General features: G+C 54.2%; 15 protein-coding genes. 12 read left to right on the top strand and 3 right to left on the bottom strand.

Going from position 1 to position 18910, the window contains the following annotated elements; all coding sequences use genetic code 11:
* Nucleotides 1-98: 98 nt before the first annotated feature.
* The 4 genes from J7I43_RS12670 (at nt 99) to J7I43_RS12685 (ending at nt 3010) form a co-directional block, all read left to right on the top strand.
* A complete protein-coding gene (locus J7I43_RS12670; protein WP_209146045.1) occupies nt 99-719 on the top strand; it encodes a Crp/Fnr family transcriptional regulator in 621 nt (206 codons plus the stop codon).
* Nucleotides 720-803: 84 nt separating this feature from the next.
* A complete protein-coding gene (locus tag J7I43_RS12675; RefSeq protein WP_209146046.1) occupies nt 804-1169 on the top strand; it encodes a helix-turn-helix transcriptional regulator in 366 nt (121 codons plus the stop codon).
* A gap of 53 nt (nt 1170-1222) precedes the next feature.
* Nucleotides 1223-1963, top strand: coding sequence for a DUF547 domain-containing protein (locus tag J7I43_RS12680; RefSeq protein WP_209146047.1), 741 nt, complete (start codon nt 1223-1225; stop codon nt 1961-1963).
* A 288-nt stretch (nt 1964-2251) separates the two neighbouring features.
* Complete coding sequence (locus J7I43_RS12685; RefSeq protein WP_378108751.1) at nt 2252-3010, top strand: 1-acyl-sn-glycerol-3-phosphate acyltransferase; 759 nt, start codon at nt 2252-2254, stop codon at nt 3008-3010.
* On the opposite strand, the gene J7I43_RS12690 is transcribed toward J7I43_RS12685, so the two are convergent.
* A complete protein-coding gene (locus tag J7I43_RS12690; protein WP_209146049.1) occupies nt 2990-4006 on the bottom strand; it encodes a VOC family protein in 1017 nt (338 codons plus the stop codon). The two genes, J7I43_RS12685 and J7I43_RS12690, sit on opposite strands and share 21 nt — an antisense overlap.
* 10 nt (nt 4007-4016) lie before the next feature.
* Nucleotides 4017-4811 (bottom strand): SDR family oxidoreductase, encoded by a 795-nt coding sequence (locus J7I43_RS12695; RefSeq protein WP_209146050.1) that lies wholly within the window; start codon nt 4809-4811, stop codon nt 4017-4019.
* Between the two features lie 341 nt (nt 4812-5152).
* On the opposite strand from J7I43_RS12695, the gene J7I43_RS12700 reads away from it, so the two are divergent.
* From J7I43_RS12700 to J7I43_RS12715, 4 genes are all read left to right on the top strand, one after another.
* A complete protein-coding gene (locus J7I43_RS12700; RefSeq protein WP_209146051.1) occupies nt 5153-7291 on the top strand; it encodes an alpha-L-fucosidase in 2139 nt (712 codons plus the stop codon).
* An 88-nt stretch (nt 7292-7379) separates the two neighbouring features.
* Complete coding sequence (locus tag J7I43_RS12705) at nt 7380-7778, top strand: lipocalin family protein (RefSeq protein WP_209146052.1); 399 nt, start codon at nt 7380-7382, stop codon at nt 7776-7778.
* A 182-nt stretch (nt 7779-7960) separates the two neighbouring features.
* The gene (locus J7I43_RS12710; protein WP_209146053.1) at nt 7961-8659 is read left to right on the top strand and encodes a murein L,D-transpeptidase catalytic domain family protein; all 699 of its coding nucleotides are present in this window, start codon (nt 7961-7963) and stop codon (nt 8657-8659) included.
* Nucleotides 8660-8711: 52 nt separating this feature from the next.
* Nucleotides 8712-10505 carry a glycoside hydrolase family 9 protein gene (locus J7I43_RS12715; protein ID WP_209146054.1) on the top strand — a complete coding sequence of 598 codons (1794 nt, stop codon included), beginning with the start codon at nt 8712-8714 and terminating at the stop codon, nt 10503-10505.
* Nucleotides 10506-10508: 3 nt separating this feature from the next.
* On the opposite strand, the gene J7I43_RS12720 is transcribed toward J7I43_RS12715, so the two are convergent.
* Nucleotides 10509-11060: an RNA polymerase sigma-70 factor gene (locus tag J7I43_RS12720; protein ID WP_209146055.1), complete on the bottom strand. Its 552-nt coding sequence runs from the start codon at nt 11058-11060 to the stop codon at nt 10509-10511.
* 178 nt (nt 11061-11238) lie between these two features.
* Here J7I43_RS12720 and J7I43_RS12725 point away from each other — a divergent pair, with 178 nt between their 5' ends.
* The 4 genes from J7I43_RS12725 (at nt 11239) to nagA (ending at nt 18910) form a co-directional block, all read left to right on the top strand.
* Nucleotides 11239-12219: a FecR family protein gene (locus J7I43_RS12725; RefSeq protein WP_209146056.1), complete on the top strand. Its 981-nt coding sequence runs from the start codon at nt 11239-11241 to the stop codon at nt 12217-12219.
* 265 nt (nt 12220-12484) lie between these two features.
* Complete coding sequence (locus J7I43_RS12730; RefSeq protein WP_209146057.1) at nt 12485-16015, top strand: SusC/RagA family TonB-linked outer membrane protein; 3531 nt, start codon at nt 12485-12487, stop codon at nt 16013-16015.
* A gap of 19 nt (nt 16016-16034) precedes the next feature.
* A complete protein-coding gene (locus J7I43_RS12735; RefSeq protein ID WP_209146058.1) occupies nt 16035-17780 on the top strand; it encodes a RagB/SusD family nutrient uptake outer membrane protein in 1746 nt (581 codons plus the stop codon).
* 23 nt (nt 17781-17803) lie between these two features.
* Nucleotides 17804-18910, top strand: a complete 1107-nt coding sequence (gene nagA, locus J7I43_RS12740) for an N-acetylglucosamine-6-phosphate deacetylase (RefSeq protein ID WP_209146059.1) — start codon at nt 17804-17806, stop codon at nt 18908-18910.

Here is an 18910-nt window from a genome sequence, read left to right on the forward strand (position 1 = left end):
TTTCCATATATTTGCGCCAGCCTTTTTGTTAACCGCAGCATATCCGAAAAAAACCGATGTTGCATGCGTTCAACCAGAATTAACCCGGCGGTAACGACGTGTTGTGGAAACTCTCGCCAGATGAGCTATCCGCATTTTTGTACGACAACATGTTCAGTTATTTCAGGCGCATCTATCCGCTTTGCAGGGAAGTGGAAGATGAGATACTCGGCCATTCTGTGGTCGTAAAATTCAAAAAAGGAGACATTATTCTTAAACACGGGCAGGTATGCCGGTATTGTTATTTTGCAGGCCACGGGCTGGCAAGAGCGTATTATACCAGCGAAAGCGGGAAAGACGTTTCTTCCTGGTTCATGAAGGAAGGAGACATCATCATTGCCGTACAAAGTTTTTTTGAACAGATGCCCAGCAGGGAAACGATCGAAGCGGTGGAAGACCTCGTTTGTATTGGCCTGAAACATGGAGCGCTGCAGGAAATCTACCAAAAATTCCCGGAGTTCAATTTCATCGGCAGGATCTTAACGCAGAAATATTACATCCAGATGGAAGAAAGAGCGTTTATGCTGCGCATGGACAACTCGGATGAAAAGTACCGGAAATTCGAAGCGTATCACCCGGAAATACTGACGCGCGTGCAGATAAAGGACATCGCTTCCTATCTCGGCATTGCGCCGGCCACGCTCAGCAGGATCAGGAACAGAAGAAGAATGATTTCTTGACAAATGTCAAGCGAGGGAAAAAATGGTTGATGGAACTTTGTCTTGTCAGATGATATCCGTTAACCAATTAAACCTTGTTCTGATATGAAGAATACGATCGGCAAGAAATTTTTTTACATCCGGATGCTGCACGGCTTTACCCAGGAATACGTTGCGCGGAAAGCGGGTATTTCCACTACGTCTTACATCGACCTGGAAGCGGGCCGCGTGAAGAACCTGGCGGTGAAACGCATAGAGAATATCCTGGCTTTATACGGGCTTACGGTCGAGCATTTTTTTTCGTTCGGGCCGGACGATCTGTTAAAACTGATAAAAGGAGAGATCAGCATATCGGGAGAAAAACACCTACGGGAAATGACTATCAGGATAGAGGCCATGTACCAGTTATTATTTCATTTGGTGGATAAGTTGTCCGCCAGCCGGGTTGGCAATCGCGTTGGTAAAACGTAACTTTACCCAAACGCCCCAAAATCCGGTTCACCCCTAAATCCGTATCTATTACGATGCAACACCTTATTAAACCGTATCTGGTTTGTTACTCGGTGCTCAGCAGTCATGAGTACATCCACCAGGCCCAGGACGCGCTGGTGCCGCTTTCACAGGAATTGCTTTTTGCCGCCCGTACAGGCAATCCCGTTGTTGCCCAACTGCAGGCCCTTGCCACGGTAGACCGCAACGAACTGCTCCGCCAGCTGGATACAGACCGGCTGAAAATGACCTTCTGGATCAATGTTTACAATGCTGCCGTACAGATCGCGCTGGAGGGCAACAGCACCCTGTTTGAAAACAGGGCCGCGTTTTTCCGCAAAAACATCATCACCGTAGCCGGCCACCCGCTCAGCCTCGACGATATCGAGCACGGCATCCTGCGCCGCTCCTTGCTGAGGCTTCGCGCGGGAAGGCTGCTGCCCAACGGCTTCGAAAAAATGTTCCGCGTCACCCGGTTGGACCCCCGTATTCATTTCGCCCTCAATTACGGCGCCCGCAGCTGCCCGCCCATCGAGTATTACGACGACGCCCGCATCGACGAGCAGCTGGACCTCGCCATGAAAAGCCATCTCCAGGAAACCCGGCAAACCCCCGGCGCCATTTTCCTGCCGGCTTTTATGAACTGGTACCGCGGCGATTTCGGCGGCAAAAAAGGCATGCGCCGCATCCTGCAAAAGCTGGGCCTGCCCGAGTTTGAAGCCATCCGCTTCCAGCGGTTCGACTGGAGCCTGTTCCCCCATAACTACCGGGAATAAGATTTAGAATAATTTTTGGTTTTCAGGCTTGTTTTCAGCAAAACAATGAGCGATATTACAGCCCTTCTTTGTTCATTCAACCCCGTTTACCGGTGCACGGAATGTGAATGTTCCCGGTAAAAGGGCGGTTTTAAAAACTGTGCCGTCTTGTTGTACGCATTGCTGAAAATCTGGGCCAGGCTTGCTTTGTGGCTCTATTGCGGGAAAATTACCTTTCGTTACCGGGGCAGCAATGCGCCCTGCATTCTTGCCTGTACGCATCCCAATTCTTTCCTCGACGCCATCGTGATGGGCGCCTACATGCCGCGCAGCCTGCACTTCCTGGCGCGGGGAGACGCGTTCCGCAAACCGCGCGTCGCTTCCCTGCTGAAAGCCATGCATATGATCCCCATTTTCAGGCTGAGCGAAGGAAAAGAAAACCTCCAGCGCAACGAAGAAACGTTTAAGCTCTCGCTGAACGTGCTGCGGCAAAACGGCTGCATCCTCATTTTTCCCGAAGGCATTTGCGTGAACGAAAACAAGGTGAGGCCGCTCAAAAAAGGCACCGCCCGGTTGGGCGCCAGCGCCTGGGAAGAGCCCGGGCTCGATCACCTCGTCATCCAGCCGGTATCTATCAACTACAGCTCTTTCACGGCTGTGCCGAAACATATCGAGGTCGTATTCGGGGAGCAGATCAAAAAAGGAGACGCGGAAAATGTGCGGGAAGTGAACGACATACTGTACAACCGCCTGGAAGCCGGCATGCACAAAGCCGCAGCGCGTAAAGGGCATTCCATATTGCTGGTGTTTCCCGCATTGATCGGGTATATCACGCAGCGGTGGTTTTATGTGATGTGGAGGAATTTTGCGAAGAAAAAAACAAGGAACACCGTGTTTTACGATTCCGTGGTGTTTTGCCTGCTGATGCTGACCTATCCTGTTTTCGTACTGGCGGTAACGTTGTTGCTGGTATTGATCGCAGGCCCATGGGGCTGGCTGGCGTTTCCGCTCTTGCCATTCACCGCATGGGCCTACAAAGAATACCGTTTATTTCACACGGCTGAGTGACAGCATGCGGATCATCCAATCCGGCAGCGGCTTCTCCAGCGAGCGTTTTTTCAAATTCAGATAAAGCCCCCATTTCTTGAACAGCGGCACCTTATGCGTTTCCACCAGCTCTATCAGCGTGCCGTCAGGATCTTCGATATAACAGAAACGGCCCGCCGCGCTTTCCATGGCGAAAGAATCTTCGCTGTCGATCGAGAAAGTATACCCGTTCGCCAGCGCATGTTCTTTCAGCGCGCACATGTTGATCACGTCGAAACAAAGATGAATGAAACCGCAATCGCCCCAGAAACGGTTGTCGTAGATCTTTACCGGCTCCCTGTCCAGCGCCTGCACCAGTTCTATTTCCGCTGAGCCCAGCAGTTTATTGAACGCGCCGATGCCGCCGGGATGCTTGCGCAGCAACACTTTGCGGAAAGAAGGCGTGGTTTCGTCGTAGATCATGTCGCGGATGCCGAGAATGTCGCGGTAAAAAGCGATGGCCTTGTCCATATCGCGCACGCCGATCACCGCGCCAGACACGCCGCCGCATACGCCGCTGTTGTTATGGAACCAGTGGTGGCCGGGCACGAACTCGAAATGATTGTTGTTGGCGTCCGTTACCTGGAACCGCATGTGGCCTTCCGCGTCTTTGTAAGGCTCGCCCACCTGCAGCCCTTCGTATTGCAGCAGGTGTTTGCGCGCGGCGGCAAGGTCGCGGCATTTGATCTTGGCCGCATAGATGCCGAGGTCGCCGTATTGCGGTTTCTGTAAAGGTTCGGCGGGCTGCCTGTCCTGGAACTGCCAGATCTCGAAGCCGCCGCCGCCCTGCATATTCAGGGAAAGCACTGCCCTGCGGCGATATACGGTGCCTCCCGTGTAAGGCGTCATGAGGGCGGCTTCGGAAGTATCGTCGAAAATGAGCACGTTCATACCGAAGTGGTCCTTGTAACCTAACATGGATTCGCGCACGTTTTTCACGCCGATCCCTATTTGCTGTATTCCTGTGATATATGCCATAATAATAGGATTATGTGTGTTTCATCCCGGCTTTCCGGGCAATGGTATAGTATAAGGGACTGATATTTTTCCGTAGCCACCAGAGCACTTTTTCGCTCCTCGCTATCATTACGTGTTTTTCTTTTTTTCTCATCGCCTTCAGTATCCTCGCGGCACAGTCCGCCACGGGAATGCCGTTTGCCTGCCCTTCGTCCATCTGGTTGTGCGCGGCGCCGCTTGCGGTAACGGCGCTGAGCGAGATCGGCGTGTTCACTCTCCCCGGGCTTACGATGGTAATATCGAATCCCGGGATGGTGTGCTCTACCTGCAACGTTTCGAAATACCCTTTCAGCGCGTGTTTGGAAGCGGCATAAGTGGTTCTGAGCGGAAAGCCCATCAAACCGGCCATGCTGCTGATCACTACTACCTGCCCGTGTTTCCGCTGCCTGAAATGTGGCAGCAGCTGGCGGGTGAGGGTAACCGGCGCGAAAAAATTGATCTCCATCAGCCTGCGCTCCACTTCCGGCAGCGTATCTTCCGCCAATGCCCGCTGGGTAACGCCCGCGTTGTTGATCAGTATGTCTATCCCGTCAAAAGCGGCCAATGCGGCGGCGGCCAGTTCGGGCGTTGCGTCTTTTTCAAGATCGGCCGGCAACAGTTTGCAGGGCGTTTCGCATTGCTGCTGCACTGCTTCCAGCGCTCCGGCGTTCCTCCCGGTGAGTATCAGCTTCGCTCCTTCGCGGGAAAGCTGCCTGGCCAGCTCGGCTCCCAGGCCGGAAGAAGCGCCCGTGATCCACACCACTTTGTCTGAAAAATAACCCATCATCGTTTTCTTTGCGTTTCAACGGTTGCGCATATACGCGTGCAAGCCTTTAACGAAACCAGCTCAGGCAAATTGTGCCCTCCGGTCCCGGATTGCAGCATCTGGATGCGGCTGCCGTGCATACGCAGGCATTAAATAGTATGTTTCGCAGGGAGCAGCGTGGCGCTTGGTTAGTTCGCATATTTCCTGGCGTTGGTATAGTTTTATGAGCGCCGGCATCCCCGCAAGCTGAACGGTAAGACCCAGGTTTATGCATAGTTTCACACCCCTCATCTCTTCGAACAGTTGTAGTCGATACAGGCTGAAGATAAGCAATTTTAAAAATCTTTTAATACCTTGACCAGATGAAAAGATTATTGTATATAATCGCCGCCTGCCTGCTTTACGGCGTAACCGCGCCCGCGCAGATCAGCCCGGCGGCTATGCGGCAGTGGAAAGACCGGAAATATTCCATGTTCATCCACTTTGGCGTGTATTCCAAACTGGGCGGGGTATGGGAAGGCAAACCCGTCAGCCGCGGCCTCAGCGAACAGATCAGGGCCCATGCCGCCGGCCTTTACAGCGATACTTACGAAGAGGTGGCCGCCACCTTCGACCCCGAAAAATGGAACCCCGACAGTATCGCCCTGCTCGCCAAAAACGCCGGCATGGGCGCTATCGTGATCACTTCCAAACACCACGACGGCTTCGCCCTCTGGGACTGCGCTTATACCACGTTCGACATCATGGACGCTTCTCCCTATAAAAAAGATATCCTGAAAGGCCTGTCTGAAGCCTGCAAGCGCCATGGCATCGCATTCGGGTTGTATTTTTCGCTCATCGACTGGCATTTCCCGGCCGCCATGCCCATCTCCGGGCATAATTCCGATTCCATCCCGCCCGATCATCATACTTATAATAAAAACCAGGTGACCGAGCTGCTCAGCAAATACGGCCCCGTTTCCGAGCTGTGGTTCGATATGGGCAGCATGACGCTCGAACAAAGCCGGGAAATGCGCGAACTGGTGCACCGCCTTCAGCCCGATTGCCTCATCGGCAGCCGCATCGGCAACAATATGGGCGATTTTACCGTGATGGGCGACAACCAGGAGCCGGATTACATCATCGGCGTGCCCTGGCAAAGCCCCGCCTCGTTTTTCCACGAAACATGGGGCTATCGTTCCTGGCAGGAAAGGGGCGACATCCGTAAAAAAGAAAGGGAAAAACTGACCAGCCTCGTACGGGTAGCTTCCCGGGGCGGCAATTTCCTGCTCAATATCGGGCCGAAAGGCGATGGTACCGTGGTGCCTTTTGAAGAAGAAACACTGCTGGCCATCGGCGATTGGCTGAAAAAGAACGGCGAAGCCATTTACGGGACCAACCCCGATCCTTTCCATGTACCGTTCGAATGGGGCAGCGTTACCAGCCGGGAAAATAAACTGTACCTGTTCATGATGAAACAGCCGAACAACAATACCATCCTGCTGCCCGGTCTGAAAGGAAAAGTAAAGGAAGCCTACCTGCTCGAAGGCAAAATCCCGCTGAAAACCACTTCCATCAAAGAAGGCATGTTGGTACAGGTGCCCGCCGGGCTGGACGTAAGCCAGTGGTTCAAAGTGATCGTGCTCGACATGCCGGGCGGCTACACCGTGCCGCCGGTGAACATCGTACCGCTCGCGAAATCGGCGGAACTGGACAACGGGAACGCTTTCAAATATTTCAGCAACGCCACGGTAGATTACAACACCAGCTTCACCAGCACCATCAAAAACGCCTGGACGTTGCAGCCGGCTGCCAGCGGCACTTTCAAGCCGGTGTTGTATTATGCGACGGAAGAAAAGGACCGGAAAATAAAATTGCAGCTGGGCGCAAACACCAGCGAAGTAACGCTTGACGGCGGGGAAGAACTGAAGCTGGACAACGACCTCCGCAATACCCGCTTCAGCGAACTGTACCTGCTGGGGCCGCTGTATTCCGGCGTGGGCGGCACGCACGGCGACCTTCACAACGTAGACCTTTCCAAACCCTGGCCGCGCGCCAACGGGCAAAAATGGGCGAAACATCCCGGATACGCCAACGGCACGCAATATTCGCTGCCCGCCGGCCTGATGACGGGTTATTATGCGCTGCAGGAGATCACGTCTCCCCGCGCGCAGCAGCTCCTCGTAAAAGTGACCGGCGGCGATGCGGTAATGGTGTTCCTGAACGGGAAAGATCTCTTCATCCAGAACAATCCCTACAAAAAAGACAGCATCGTACATTATGTGCTGCTGCCGCTTTCCGAAGGAAAAAACCAGCTGGTGGTGAAACTTTTCAACCACTTCAAAAAATCGCTTCCTTTTAATATCGACTATGCCGTTCCGCAGGTGTATTACCGCAAAACGCTTCCGCCGGTGGAAATGGAGAAAGGAAAATATTATCCCGTCAGCTGGCAGCTGGCCAACCCGCTTACGCCGCACGACGAAATGGGAATGCCAAACTTAAAACTGGAGATCACCCAATAAATACAAAAGGCCCCGCCACCGCGGGGCTTTTTTTTCCGGGCAACCGCCCGCGCATTTTTCGCGTAACCATCGCAGTAACCATTACTTTATGAAGAAGCTCATTTTTCTCGCGGTGTTTTTCGCCGCATGTTCCTCCAACAACAACGATAACGCCGGCCCCGGCGCGGTAACGTCTGGTACCTGGCGCGTCAGCCACTTTTCCGAGCGGGGAGACGATGAAACGGGCGATTTTTCCGGCTACAGTTTCTCCTTTTCCGGCAACGGCAGCGCCACCGCCGTAAGATCCGGAAACAGCCAAACGGGCACCTGGTCGGTAAACGGCAGCAGCACCCGTTTTTCCATCGACTTCGGGGCGAAAACCGACGCCAATAAACCGCTCGGGGAGCTCACCGACGACTGGAAAGTGATCTCCATTTCGGCCAGCGAGATCAAACTGACGGACGACAATGCCACCAGCGCCGAATTCCTGACCTTCGCAAAGAATTGATTTTCAATAGTACATTTTTGACGGGAATTCGACAATTCAATGATTGTAACAACAATACCCATAATGGATTTTTCGTATCTTTGTGCCTGCCAACAACCATTATTGAAAAACCATTTTTTGTAAGGAAAGATATGAAGCGGATGAAATTACGCATTAGCAAAAAAAGATACATACTGCCTTTTGTGGCACTAACTTCTCTATTCAGCCTGAAAGTATCCTCTATCGGTAAAAAGAACAGCGGTATTGTGGCGCCCGTTGCGGCTACCGCCACTGCTATGTCTGCCGAAGCTGCTTTGTACGAAACTTTGTCGCTGGATTCGCTGGGGCTGTCGCCCGAGGCGTACCAGTACGCCTTGCAGGGGCACGACCGCCTGCAGAAAGAAGGGAAGCTTCGCAACGACGATATTTTGTCGATCGTGGACTTCAGTTTGCCTTCAACGAAAAAAAGGCTGTTTGTGATAGACCTTGCGTCGGGGAAACTGCTGTTTAATTCCCTGGTGAGCCACGGCAGAAATTCCGGGAGGGATATGGCTACGGCTTTTTCCAACGCGCCCGAAAGTTTTAAAAGCAGCCTGGGTTTTTATGTGACCGGCAACACGTACCGCGGGGCGCATGGTTATTCGCTGCGGCTCGAAGGCGAGGAAGAAGGGATCAACAATAACGCCATGGACCGCGGCATCGTGATGCATGCGGCGGATTATGTGAATGAAAAACTCGCCCGCATGCAGGGTTATATCGGCAGAAGCCTCGGCTGCCCCGCCATACCGCCCGCATTGCATAAAAAGATCATTGCGAAGATCCAGAACGGCAGTTGCCTGTTCATGTACAGTCCCGATGAAAAATACCTGTCTTCGACAAAGATGTTTCAGCATACTGTATAACAACCGTGCATAATTCGGGGATTGTCTTACTTTTGAGGACATCCCCGGCCAAATGAAGATACTTAGCACGATCACCCTTTTATTTCTTCTACCATTACTGATAGCTGCAGAGAAACAAACGCCGGAAGCATATATCCGTATCAATCAACTCGGGTATTTGCCTTCCGGCGTTAAAGCAGCGGTTTGGGGAAGCCCTGGTAACCAGACCATCAGCGATTTCCACCTGGTGGATTTCACCAATGGGAAAGTCGTGTTTACCGGCCCTGCCAGTAAGCCTTTCGGCAGTTACGGCCCTTTCGCGCAAACTTACCGTCTCGATTTTTCCGCTTTCCTGCGCCCCGGCGTGTATTACCTGAAGGCGGGCGGAGTAGTGTCTCCCGTGTTCCGCATCGGGAAAGACGTGTACAACGGCGCCGCGGATTTTTGTCTCCGTTACCTCCGCCAGCAGCGCTGCGGTTTTAATCCCTATTTAAAAGATTCCTGTCATACCGCAGACGGCTACACGCTCTACGGCCCCATGCCCGACAGCACGAAGATAGACGCCATAGGCGGCTGGCACGACGCCAGCGATTACCTCCAGTATTCCACTACGTCCGCCAACACCGTATATCACCTGCTGGCCGCTTACCGCGACTTCCCGCAGGTGTTTTCCGACCATCACGACGCCAACGGGCTTTCCGGGCAGAACAGTACCGCTGACGTGCTCGACGAAGCGCGCTGGGGGCTGGACTGGCTGCTGCGCATGCATCCGCAGCCGGACTGGCTGTTCAACCAGATCGCGGACGACCGTGATCACCGCGGCATGCGTCTTCCAGCGCTGGATTCTTTTTATGGAAGGGGGCATGAACGGCCTGTTTATTTCTGCTCCGGCCAGCCGCAGGTACAAGGCGTGAAATACAACAAAATGAACAAAAGCACCGGCATGGCTTCCACGGCGGGAAAATTCGCCAGCGCGTTCGCCCTCGGGTATGCGGTACTGGAAACAAAAGACCCGGCGTATGCCCGCAAACTCAGGATGAAAGCCGGAACGTCGTACGCGCTTGGATTGGAGAACCCCGGCGTGCAGCAAACCGCTTCGGTACTGTCGCCATACATCTACGCGGAAGACAACTGGACGGACGATATGGAGCTCGCAGCCGCGGAGCTGTTCGCCATCACGAGGGACCGCAGCTACCTGAAAGAAGGCATGAAATATGCGGCCGGCGAAACCATTACGCCCTGGCTGGGCGCCGATACGGCCAATCATTATCAATGGTATCCTTTCATTAATATCGGGCATTACGAAATGGCGCTGAACGCGCCCGGCAATGATAAAAAACTGCTGACGGGATATTACCGGGAAGGCATTGACCGGGTATGGCAAAAAGCGAACAAAAACGCGTTTTACCGCGGCGTTCCTTTCATCTGGTGCAGCAACAATCTTACCGCTGCTTTTGCGATACAATGTTACTGGTACGAAAACCTGAGCGGGAAAAACGATTACGCCGCGCTTGCGCAGGCGAATGTAGACTGGCTTTTCGGCTGCAATCCCTGGGGCACCAGCATGGTGTACGGTTTGCCCGAGTACGGCGATGCGCCGGCAGACCCGCATTCCGCATTCACACATTTAAAAAATTACCCGATAGACGGCGGGCTGGTAGACGGCCCGGTGTACGGCTCGATCTATAAAAGCCTCATCGGTATACGCCTTGCAGACCCCGACGAATATGCGCCTTTTCAAAGCGACCTGGTGGTGTACCACGACGATTACGGCGATTACAGCACCAACGAACCTACGATGGACGGCACCGCGTCGCTGATCTACTTGCTGGCGTTGAAGGAAAATGAAGGAATGAAAACAAAGTAGGCGTTACCACCATCCGATCAAAAAACCGATCAGCAGCGTGGTGCGCTGCAGGCCGTTGCGCAGCAGCCGCAAAGCCTTGCGCATATGCTGTTCCACCGTATTCACGGAAATGCCGGAACGTTCCGCGATCTCTTTGTTGCTCAGCTCTTCCGAGCGGCTCAGCAGGAACACCTGCCGGCATTTGTCCGGCAGCTGGCGGATGGCGTCGGCCATTTGAAGCGAGAGCTCTTTGTGTGAGAGATAGGTTTCCACATCGTTGGAAACGGCTGGCGGGCGCGTTTCCTGGAACACTTCGTATTTGTGATGGATGTATTGGCGGTGCAGGTAATTCAGCACACGGTTGCGCAACGCGGTAAAAACGTAGGCTTTGAATGAAGTGTGAATGTCGAGGCGGTCTTTCCTTTCCAGCAATTCCAGGAATACTTCCTGTACAAATTCGCGGGCGGTTTCTTTGTCGCCGGTTTTTTCATATGCCTTTTTCAGCAACATCACCGCATAACGTTGGTACAACGCGTCAAACGCTGCCTGGTCGCCCTTTTTCCAGTATGTGAGCAAATCTGCGTCCGTATGGTGTGTGTAGTGTGGGATAGACTTTGGTTGTTTTCGTAAATAAATGTAAGGAAAAATAAGGGCTATTTTCAAAGTCAAAACAAAAAGAAATATTTTTTTAATGGGGTAACGGTTCGTGTTTTATTGTTTGTCTTTTAGGATAAGAGACGTATAATTACCGCTTATGGGCATGATCGATGTAAAAGAACTGCTGGAGAAATATAAAGCGGGCGCCTGCACGCGGGAAGAGCTGCGTGTGCTGGAAGAATGGTATGAAAGCTGGCGCCATCCGGACGCAAAGCCTGTGCAGTGGCGGCCGGACGAAGAGCTCACACAGGAACTGCTGGAGGATTTCCGCGAGATACGCCGAAGCAGGGAAACGCTTTTCCGCCGCGGAACGGCCGGAGCCTGGTGGAAAGCCGCGGCAGTGGCCATTCCCATTATCGGGATCGGCGCATTGTTGTGGATAAGCCGGCCTTCCGTGAACACGCCCGCCTCCGGGCCGGTACTGGCCGTAGCGCCGCCCGGGCCGGACAGCAAACGTTTCATCCTGCTGCCCGACAGCAGTACCGTGGTATTGCGGGAGGGCAGCACCCTCATATATCCCGATGCGTTCACAGGCGATACCCGTGAAGTAACGCTCACCGGAGAAGGGTATTTCGACATCAAAGAACAATCCGGCAAACCTTTCCGCATCCGCTCGGGCAAACTGATCACCACCGTGCTGGGCACTTCCTTCAATATCAAAGCCTATCCGGGCCAGCCTTCCGTAACGGTCACCGTGTCTGCCGGCAAGGTGAAAATAGAAGAAGGCGGCAGCAACAAGCTGCTCGGCATTTTATTGCCGGACCAGCAGATCGTATATGAAAACGAAACGGCGGCCACCAAACCCGTGAAAGCCGCGGAGACAGTAGCCTGGATAAAAAAAGGCATGGACTTCAACAACGTGCCCTTCGAAGAGATCGCGCGGCGGATAGGGGAGCAGTACCAGGCGAAGATCTTTTTCGCCAACGACGCACTTCGTAAATGCCGCATCCGTGCTACATTTGAAGGCACCGAAACGCTCGATGAAATAATGTATATCCTTTGCACCGTCGGCAATGCCACCTACACTATCCGGAATAATGAAGTGACGCTCAATGGAGATGGCTGCATGAAAGAATAACACACCGCTAACAATGTTCAAGTAACCAAAATCTTATGCCATGACCCGGATAATTTCTCCGCCTTCCTGAGAATTACGGAAATGAAAAACCCCTCCGTGCTGTGGTAGGTCGGGAGGGGAACAGCTTAAAACGCAAACAGCCCGAAGGCTGATTCTTCAACATTTTAAACTATTGCAATTTATGCAAAAATCAGCGGTTTTTGCTAAAGAGCGGCTATTGCCTGCTCTGGCGTCAGCTGTTTGTTCCACGCAAATGCGTTTCATTATGAGATTGAGCCTTACCACCATCATTTGTATGCTGGTTAGTATTCACCTCCTTTGGGCCATGCCTATCAAGGGGCAGGCGCTGGATGATAAAAAAGTCACCATGGAGGCCGCCGACGTAACGCTTGAAAAGGCGCTGTCGCAGCTGGAAAAGCTGTCTGGCTTCCACATCGCGTATGCTTCCGAGAACGTGGAGCGTTTCGGCCGCGTGCGGCTGCCCATGGCCACGCGCAGCGTAAGCGCCACGCTCGTTGCGCTGCTGCGGCAAACCGGCCTGGGGTATCAGCTCACCGAAAAAACGATCATGATCGTTCCGGAACACGACCTGCCTTCCGCTGAAACCACCGCACAACCGGCCGATACCACCATCGAAATAAAAGGAAAAGTGACAGATGAAACGGGCCATCCCATGCCCGGCGTGTCCGTCCGCATCAACGGCACCACAAAAGGCGTATTCACAGACGGGCTCGGCGCATTTACGCTTTCTGCGAACCGCGGGCAGGTGCTTGTGTTCACTTCCGTGGGCGCCATTCCGCAGGAATACGTAGTGAGAAGCGCCGCCAATATCAACATCGCGCTGAAGGCAGACAGCCGGAAACTGGAAGACATTGTGGTAGTGGGTTACGGTAAACAGCGCAAGGCCAATCTTACCGGCGCCGTATCGACCGTAGACGTAAAACGCACGCTGGGATCGCGGCCTATTACCGACGTGGGGCGCGGGCTGCAGGGCGCGGTGCCGGGCCTTACCATCACCACCGCCAGCGGCGACCTGGGGCGCAACCCCAACATCCGGCTGCGCGGCATGACGGGCTCGCTCAACACCGGCGCGGCCGGCGCGCAACCGCTGATATTGGTGGATAACGTGGAGGTTCCCAGCCTGCAGATGATCAACCCGCAAGACATTGAATCCGTATCCGTATTAAAAGACGCCGCCTCCGCTTCCATTTACGGAACGCGCGGCGCATGGGGCGTGATACTCATCACCACCAAATCGGGCGCAAAAGGCGCACCCGCGGCCATCAATTATACCAACAACTTTTCCTGGAGCAAACCCACCGCCGTGCCCGAGATCGCGGGGGCCGTGGAAGGGGCGGAAGCCGTGCTGCTCAACCGCCGCCGCTCTTCCAACAATCCCGCCGTCAATTCTTTCGGCGTATTGGGCATGTATTTCGACGACATCGGCATCCAGAAAATGAAAGAATGGGAAGAAAAATACGCCGGGCAGGACCTTGGCGACGAAATGGTGCCCGGCCGCGACTTCGAAATAAGGAACGGCAACTTCTACCCTTACCGCCCCTGGGATGCGAACGAACGGTACATGAAGAAGTACGCCTTCCAGCAGAAACACGATCTTTCCGTGGCCGGTGGCGGCGATAAGACCAGCTATCATCTCGGGCTGGGATATCTCAGCCAGACGGGCATGCTCAAATTCAAAACAGACCGCTTCGACCGCTACAACGCCACGCTCAGCATTAACACCGCCGTAAACAGCTGGCTGGATGTACGCGGCAAAATGATGCTGTCGCAGTCGAAACTCGAAACGCCTTTTTCTTTCTCCGCCACACAACTCGGCCCATGGTATTATCTCTACCGCTGGCCGAAAGTATATCCTTACGGCACTTACCAGGGCAAACCGTTCCGCAGCGCCGTAACGGAAATGCAGCAGGCAAAAATGGACGAAGACAAAAGCACTTTCACGCGCGTGCAGGTGGGCGCTACGCTGAAACCCATGAAAGATCTGACCATCGATGTGGATTACACATATTCCAGCACTAACCAGCATATTCATTCCGTGGGCGGCGAAACCGGCGCGATCAACTTCTGGTTCGGCAATTTCAGCTATGTGCCCAATTACCAGGGTCCGGAATGGAACCGCGTAAAATATACTTCCAACTGGAACGATATGAACACCGGCCGCGCATTCGTCACTTACACGAAAAACCTCGGCGAACATCACCTCAAAGGCATCGTGGGCATGGACGTAGACCTGTTCCGCAACTGGTCGCAGGTGTCTGAAAGAAGGGGGTTGATAGACCCGAACCTCGGCGAGATCGGTTTGTCTACCGGCGACCAGTTCGTAAGCGGCAAACGTGGGCATTGGGCTACCAACGGGTATTTCGCGCGTATCAACTACGATTATAAAAATAAATTCCTGCTGGAAGTGAACGGCCGTTACGATGGTTCGTCCAAATTCCCGAAACACGACCAGTTCGGGTTTTTCCCCTCAGTGTCCGCTGGATATGTATTGACTGAAGAACATTTCATGGAGCTGACCAAACCTTTCCTGTCGTTCCTGAAACTGCGCGGCAGCTACGGCTCCATCGGCAACCAGAACGTAGGCGATGTAACGTTCCTTTCCGTGATGTCGTCCAGCACATCCAACTGGCTGATCGGCAATACGAACATGATCACGTTCAGCACGCCCAACCTCGTGCCACGCACGCTCACCTGGGAAACCATCTCGACGCTTGATTTCGGGGTAGACGCGCGTTTCCTCGACAACCGCCTCGGCGTCACTTTCGACTGGTACAACCGCACCACGCAGAACATGATCGGCGAAACCGTGGGCCTGCCTGCTACGTTCGGCGGTTCCGCGCCGAAAGAGAATTTTGGTGAAATGCAAACGCGCGGCTGGGAACTGGCGGTGGATTACATGCATACATTCGACAACGGCATCCGGGTGACGGCGCTCGCCACGTTAAGCGATTTCCAGGAAGAGATCAGGCGTTTCGCCAGCGCCACCACCAACGTGTACCGCAATTACCAGGGCCGCAAGATCGGCGAGATCTGGGGATATGTGACCGACAGGCTTTTCCAGGAAAGCGACTTCACCAAAGTGGGCGACAAATGGGAGCCGAAAGCCGGCATCCCCGACCAGGGCGCGCTTACGCAGGGCAGCTCGTGGTTCTACTACACGCCCGGCGACGTGAAATACAAAGACCTCAACGGCGACGGCCAGGTCAACTGGGGCTCCGAAACCACAGACGATCCCGGCGACCTGCGCGTGATCGGCAATTCCACCCCGCGTTACCAATACGGCATCAGGCTGGGCGCAAACTGGAAAGGCGTTGACCTCGGCGTGTTTTTCCAGGGCGTGGGCAAAAGAGAGCTTTGGCCTTCAGGCCCCATCTTCATCCCCGGCTTCAACGAAGCGGAAGCCTGGTACGAGCACCAGATGGACTACTGGACGCCCCAGCGCGCCGACGCGTTTTACCCGCGGCCGACGAACCACGACAAAAATGAAAGCAATAAAAATTTCTTCCGGCAGAGCCGTTATTTGCTGGATATGTCGTACCTGCGCCTGAAAAACGTAACGCTGGGCTACACGCTTCCCCCGGCCATCAGCCGCACGGCGCATATCAAATCCGCCAGGGTGTATGTAAGCGGTGAAAATTTACTCACATGGGATAACATGTCCGTGCCCATTGACCCGGAAATTGATTACACCGCCGAACAAACGGACCGTTCCGCATTCGGCAGGGTTTACCCCTACCGCAAGGAATTTTCTTTTGGCCTTCAAATCACTTTCTAAAGCGAAAAACCGACTGGTTATGAAATCGAAAATATTCATCGTGATACTGCTGGCGGCGCTGGGCGCGGGGTGCAAAAAGGATTTCCTCACCCGCCTTCCGCTGGACCAGATGGAAGACGCCACGTACTGGACCAATGAAAACAACGTGCGCACTTTTTCATACGGCTTTTACCCGACCTATTTTCCCGGTTACGGCAGGTTGTTTGCCCTGGAGGTGTATTTTTTCTCCGGCCAGCCGCTCAACGACGATTTTGCGCCCACCGCGCCGGTAGCGTTTACCAAAAATATTCCCGCTTCCGCCACCAATACCGCCTGGAGTTTTACCAACGTGCGCAAAGCGAACATCATGCTGGAGCGCGTGCAAAGCATGAGCATGCTCGACGGGGCCACGCGTGCGCATTGGGCCGGCGTTGCCCGCTTTTTCAGGGCCATGGCCTATTACAAGCTGGTAAAAACTTACGGGGACGTGCAATGGTACGGTAAACCGCTGGAGGTGGAAGACGAGCGGCAGCTTTACAAACCGCGCGACAGCAGAACGCTCGTGATGGACAGCGTGCTGCTGGACCTGCAATATGCCGCCGAAAATGTGCGCGACGCCGATGGAGAAAAAGGCCTGAACGTCACCAAATGGGTGGTGATGGCCTTTATGAGCCGCATCATGCTGTTTGAAGGCACCTGGCAGAAGTACCACCAGCTGAGCGAAACCAAAAGCCGTGAATACCTCGAAGCCGCCAAATGGGCCGCCAACGAAGTGATCACCAAAGGCGGCTATTCGTTCTCGCACAGTTACCGCGAATCGTTTAATTCGGCGGACCTCGCCCCCAACAAGGAAATCATCATGTACCGGCGGTACGTGGCGGGCATGATCACACATTCACTGATGAGTTACAACAATAAAGAACCGCAAACCGGCCCCAACAAAAACCTGATCGAAACGTACCTGTGTACGGACGGCCTGCCCATCGGCCTTTCCCCGTTGTACCAGGGAGACAAAACCATCGGCAACGTGCTGGCGAACCGGGACAGCCGCATGACGCACACCTTCAACCCCGAGCTTCGCCCGAACGGCTCGCGCACGCGCACGAACAATCTCGGCATCAGCACTTCCGGTTACTGCACCTGGAAATTCCTCGACGACGCGCTGCGCGAAGCGCCCACCGGCGAATCGAGCCTGAACGTATCGCATGCCCCGGTGATCCGCCTGGGCGAAGTGATGCTCAATTACGCCGAAGCCGCGGCCGAACTGGGCGGCCTTACACAGGAAGACCTGGACAAATCCATCAACAAACTGCGCGCCCGCACGGTAGGCAACGGCACGCCGCTGCCGGCTTTGCAGGTGATGGGCGGCGAGCCCGCGGTGAACGGCGCCGTGTATCACGATCCCGCGAAAGACCCCGGGGTGCCGTACATGATCTGGGAGATCCGCCGCGAGCGCCGCGTGGAATTTTGCATGGAAGGCGCCCGCTTCGATGATCTGCGCCGCTGGCACAAGCTGGATTACATGGACACGAAGGTTCACACCGACCTCAACCGCGGCGCATGGATCAAACGCTCCGAATGGAACAAACCCAACCCTCCCGGCGGTTCCTGGCTGAACAACGTTACGCTCGAAGGGCCGGAGGAAGGATATATAATTCCGTCGGTTTCGCCGCTGGCGGATCGCATTTATGACAACGATAAAGTATATTTGGAACCGGTACCGCAAGACCAGATCAAATTGTTCAAAGACAAGAACGTGACCCTGTCGCAGAACAAAGGCTGGTAATTCCAAATAAACAAATGATCAGTATGCTTACAGCGCTCACCCATGCAGTGATTTACACCGGCAAAGAAGAACTCAAAGGAAAGGCATTATTACTGGAGAATGGCATTGTAAAGGGGTGGACGGACGAGCAAAACATACCATCGGATTTTCATATCATCAACCAGAACGGCCGGCGCATCGCGCCCGGATTATTGGACCTGCAGATATACGGAGGAGGCGGCCTGTTGTTTGCCGACAGCCCCTCCTCCGCTGCTTTGAAAACCATTTCGGACGCATTGCTGAAAACCGGCACCACGGGTTTCCTGCTCACCCTCGCCACCAATGAAATGAGCGTGTTCGAAAAGGCGATAGACACGGTGAGGGACCATCCGCATCCTGCCTTGCTGGGCCTGCATCTCGAAGGGCCTTACATCAACCCCGTGAAACGGGGCGCGCACATTGCGTCGTGTATCAAAAGACCTACGCTGGAAGAAGTAAAAAACCTGCTGGACAGGGCGCAGGGCGCCATTAAAATGATGACGCTGGCGCCGGAAATGTGCGATCCCGCGGTGATCGACCTGTTGCTTGCCAACCAGGTGATCGTTTCTGCGGGCCATAGCAACGCTACTTTTTCCGAAGCGGCAGACGGCTTTAAAAGGGGCATTCAAACCGCCACGCATCTTTTCAACGCCATGAGCCCCTTCCATCACCGCGACACCGGTTTGCCCGGCGCGGTATACCAGAACCACACCGCGTACGCCAGCATTATTCCGGACGGTATTCACGTGAGCTACGAAGCGTTGTCCGTTTCCAAAAAACTGATGGGCGAGCGGCTGTTCATCATTACCGATGCCGTAGAAGCCAGCAACGGCGCATACACCCACGTATTTACCGGCGACCGTTATACTTTGCCTGACGGCACTTTGTCCGGCTCCGCGCTCACCCAGCTGCGGGGCGTGGCAAACTGCGAAAAATACGCCGGCATCAGCCTCCCGGAGGCCCTGCGCATGGCTTCCACCTATCCCGCACGATTGATCGGCCACCCCGAGAGAGGCGTTATTGCGCCGGGGCAGCCTGCTTACCTCACTATCTTCGACGATCAGTTCAAGCCCCAGGGCACCTACATCAAAGGCGAATTTTTTGAGGGGTAG

The sequence above is a fragment of the Chitinophaga chungangae genome (assembly GCF_017742215.1).
Lineage (GTDB): Bacteria > Bacteroidota > Bacteroidia > Chitinophagales > Chitinophagaceae > Chitinophaga > Chitinophaga chungangae.

Bases quoted from the DNA above. Each gene is read 5' to 3' on its own strand.
- J7I43_RS12705 (WP_209146052.1), top strand. From the start codon at position 7,380: ATGAAGAAGCTCATTTTTCTCGCGGTGTTTTTCGCCGCATGTTCCTCC.
- J7I43_RS12685 (WP_378108751.1), top strand. From the start codon at position 2,252: ATGGGCGCCTACATGCCGCGCAGCCTGCACTTCCTGGCGCGGGGAGAC.
- J7I43_RS12690 (WP_209146049.1), bottom strand. From the start codon at position 4,006: ATGGCATATATCACAGGAATACAGCAAATAGGGATCGGCGTGAAAAAC.
- J7I43_RS12730 (WP_209146057.1), top strand. From the start codon at position 12,485: ATGAGATTGAGCCTTACCACCATCATTTGTATGCTGGTTAGTATTCAC.
- J7I43_RS12675 (WP_209146046.1), top strand. From the start codon at position 804: ATGAAGAATACGATCGGCAAGAAATTTTTTTACATCCGGATGCTGCAC.
- J7I43_RS12695 (WP_209146050.1), bottom strand. From the start codon at position 4,811: ATGATGGGTTATTTTTCAGACAAAGTGGTGTGGATCACGGGCGCTTCT.
- J7I43_RS12700 (WP_209146051.1), top strand. From the start codon at position 5,153: ATGAAAAGATTATTGTATATAATCGCCGCCTGCCTGCTTTACGGCGTA.
- J7I43_RS12680 (WP_209146047.1), top strand. From the start codon at position 1,223: ATGCAACACCTTATTAAACCGTATCTGGTTTGTTACTCGGTGCTCAGC.
- J7I43_RS12715 (WP_209146054.1), top strand. From the start codon at position 8,712: ATGAAGATACTTAGCACGATCACCCTTTTATTTCTTCTACCATTACTG.
- J7I43_RS12725 (WP_209146056.1), top strand. From the start codon at position 11,239: ATGGGCATGATCGATGTAAAAGAACTGCTGGAGAAATATAAAGCGGGC.
- J7I43_RS12735 (WP_209146058.1), top strand. From the start codon at position 16,035: ATGAAATCGAAAATATTCATCGTGATACTGCTGGCGGCGCTGGGCGCG.
- nagA (WP_209146059.1), top strand. From the start codon at position 17,804: ATGCTTACAGCGCTCACCCATGCAGTGATTTACACCGGCAAAGAAGAA.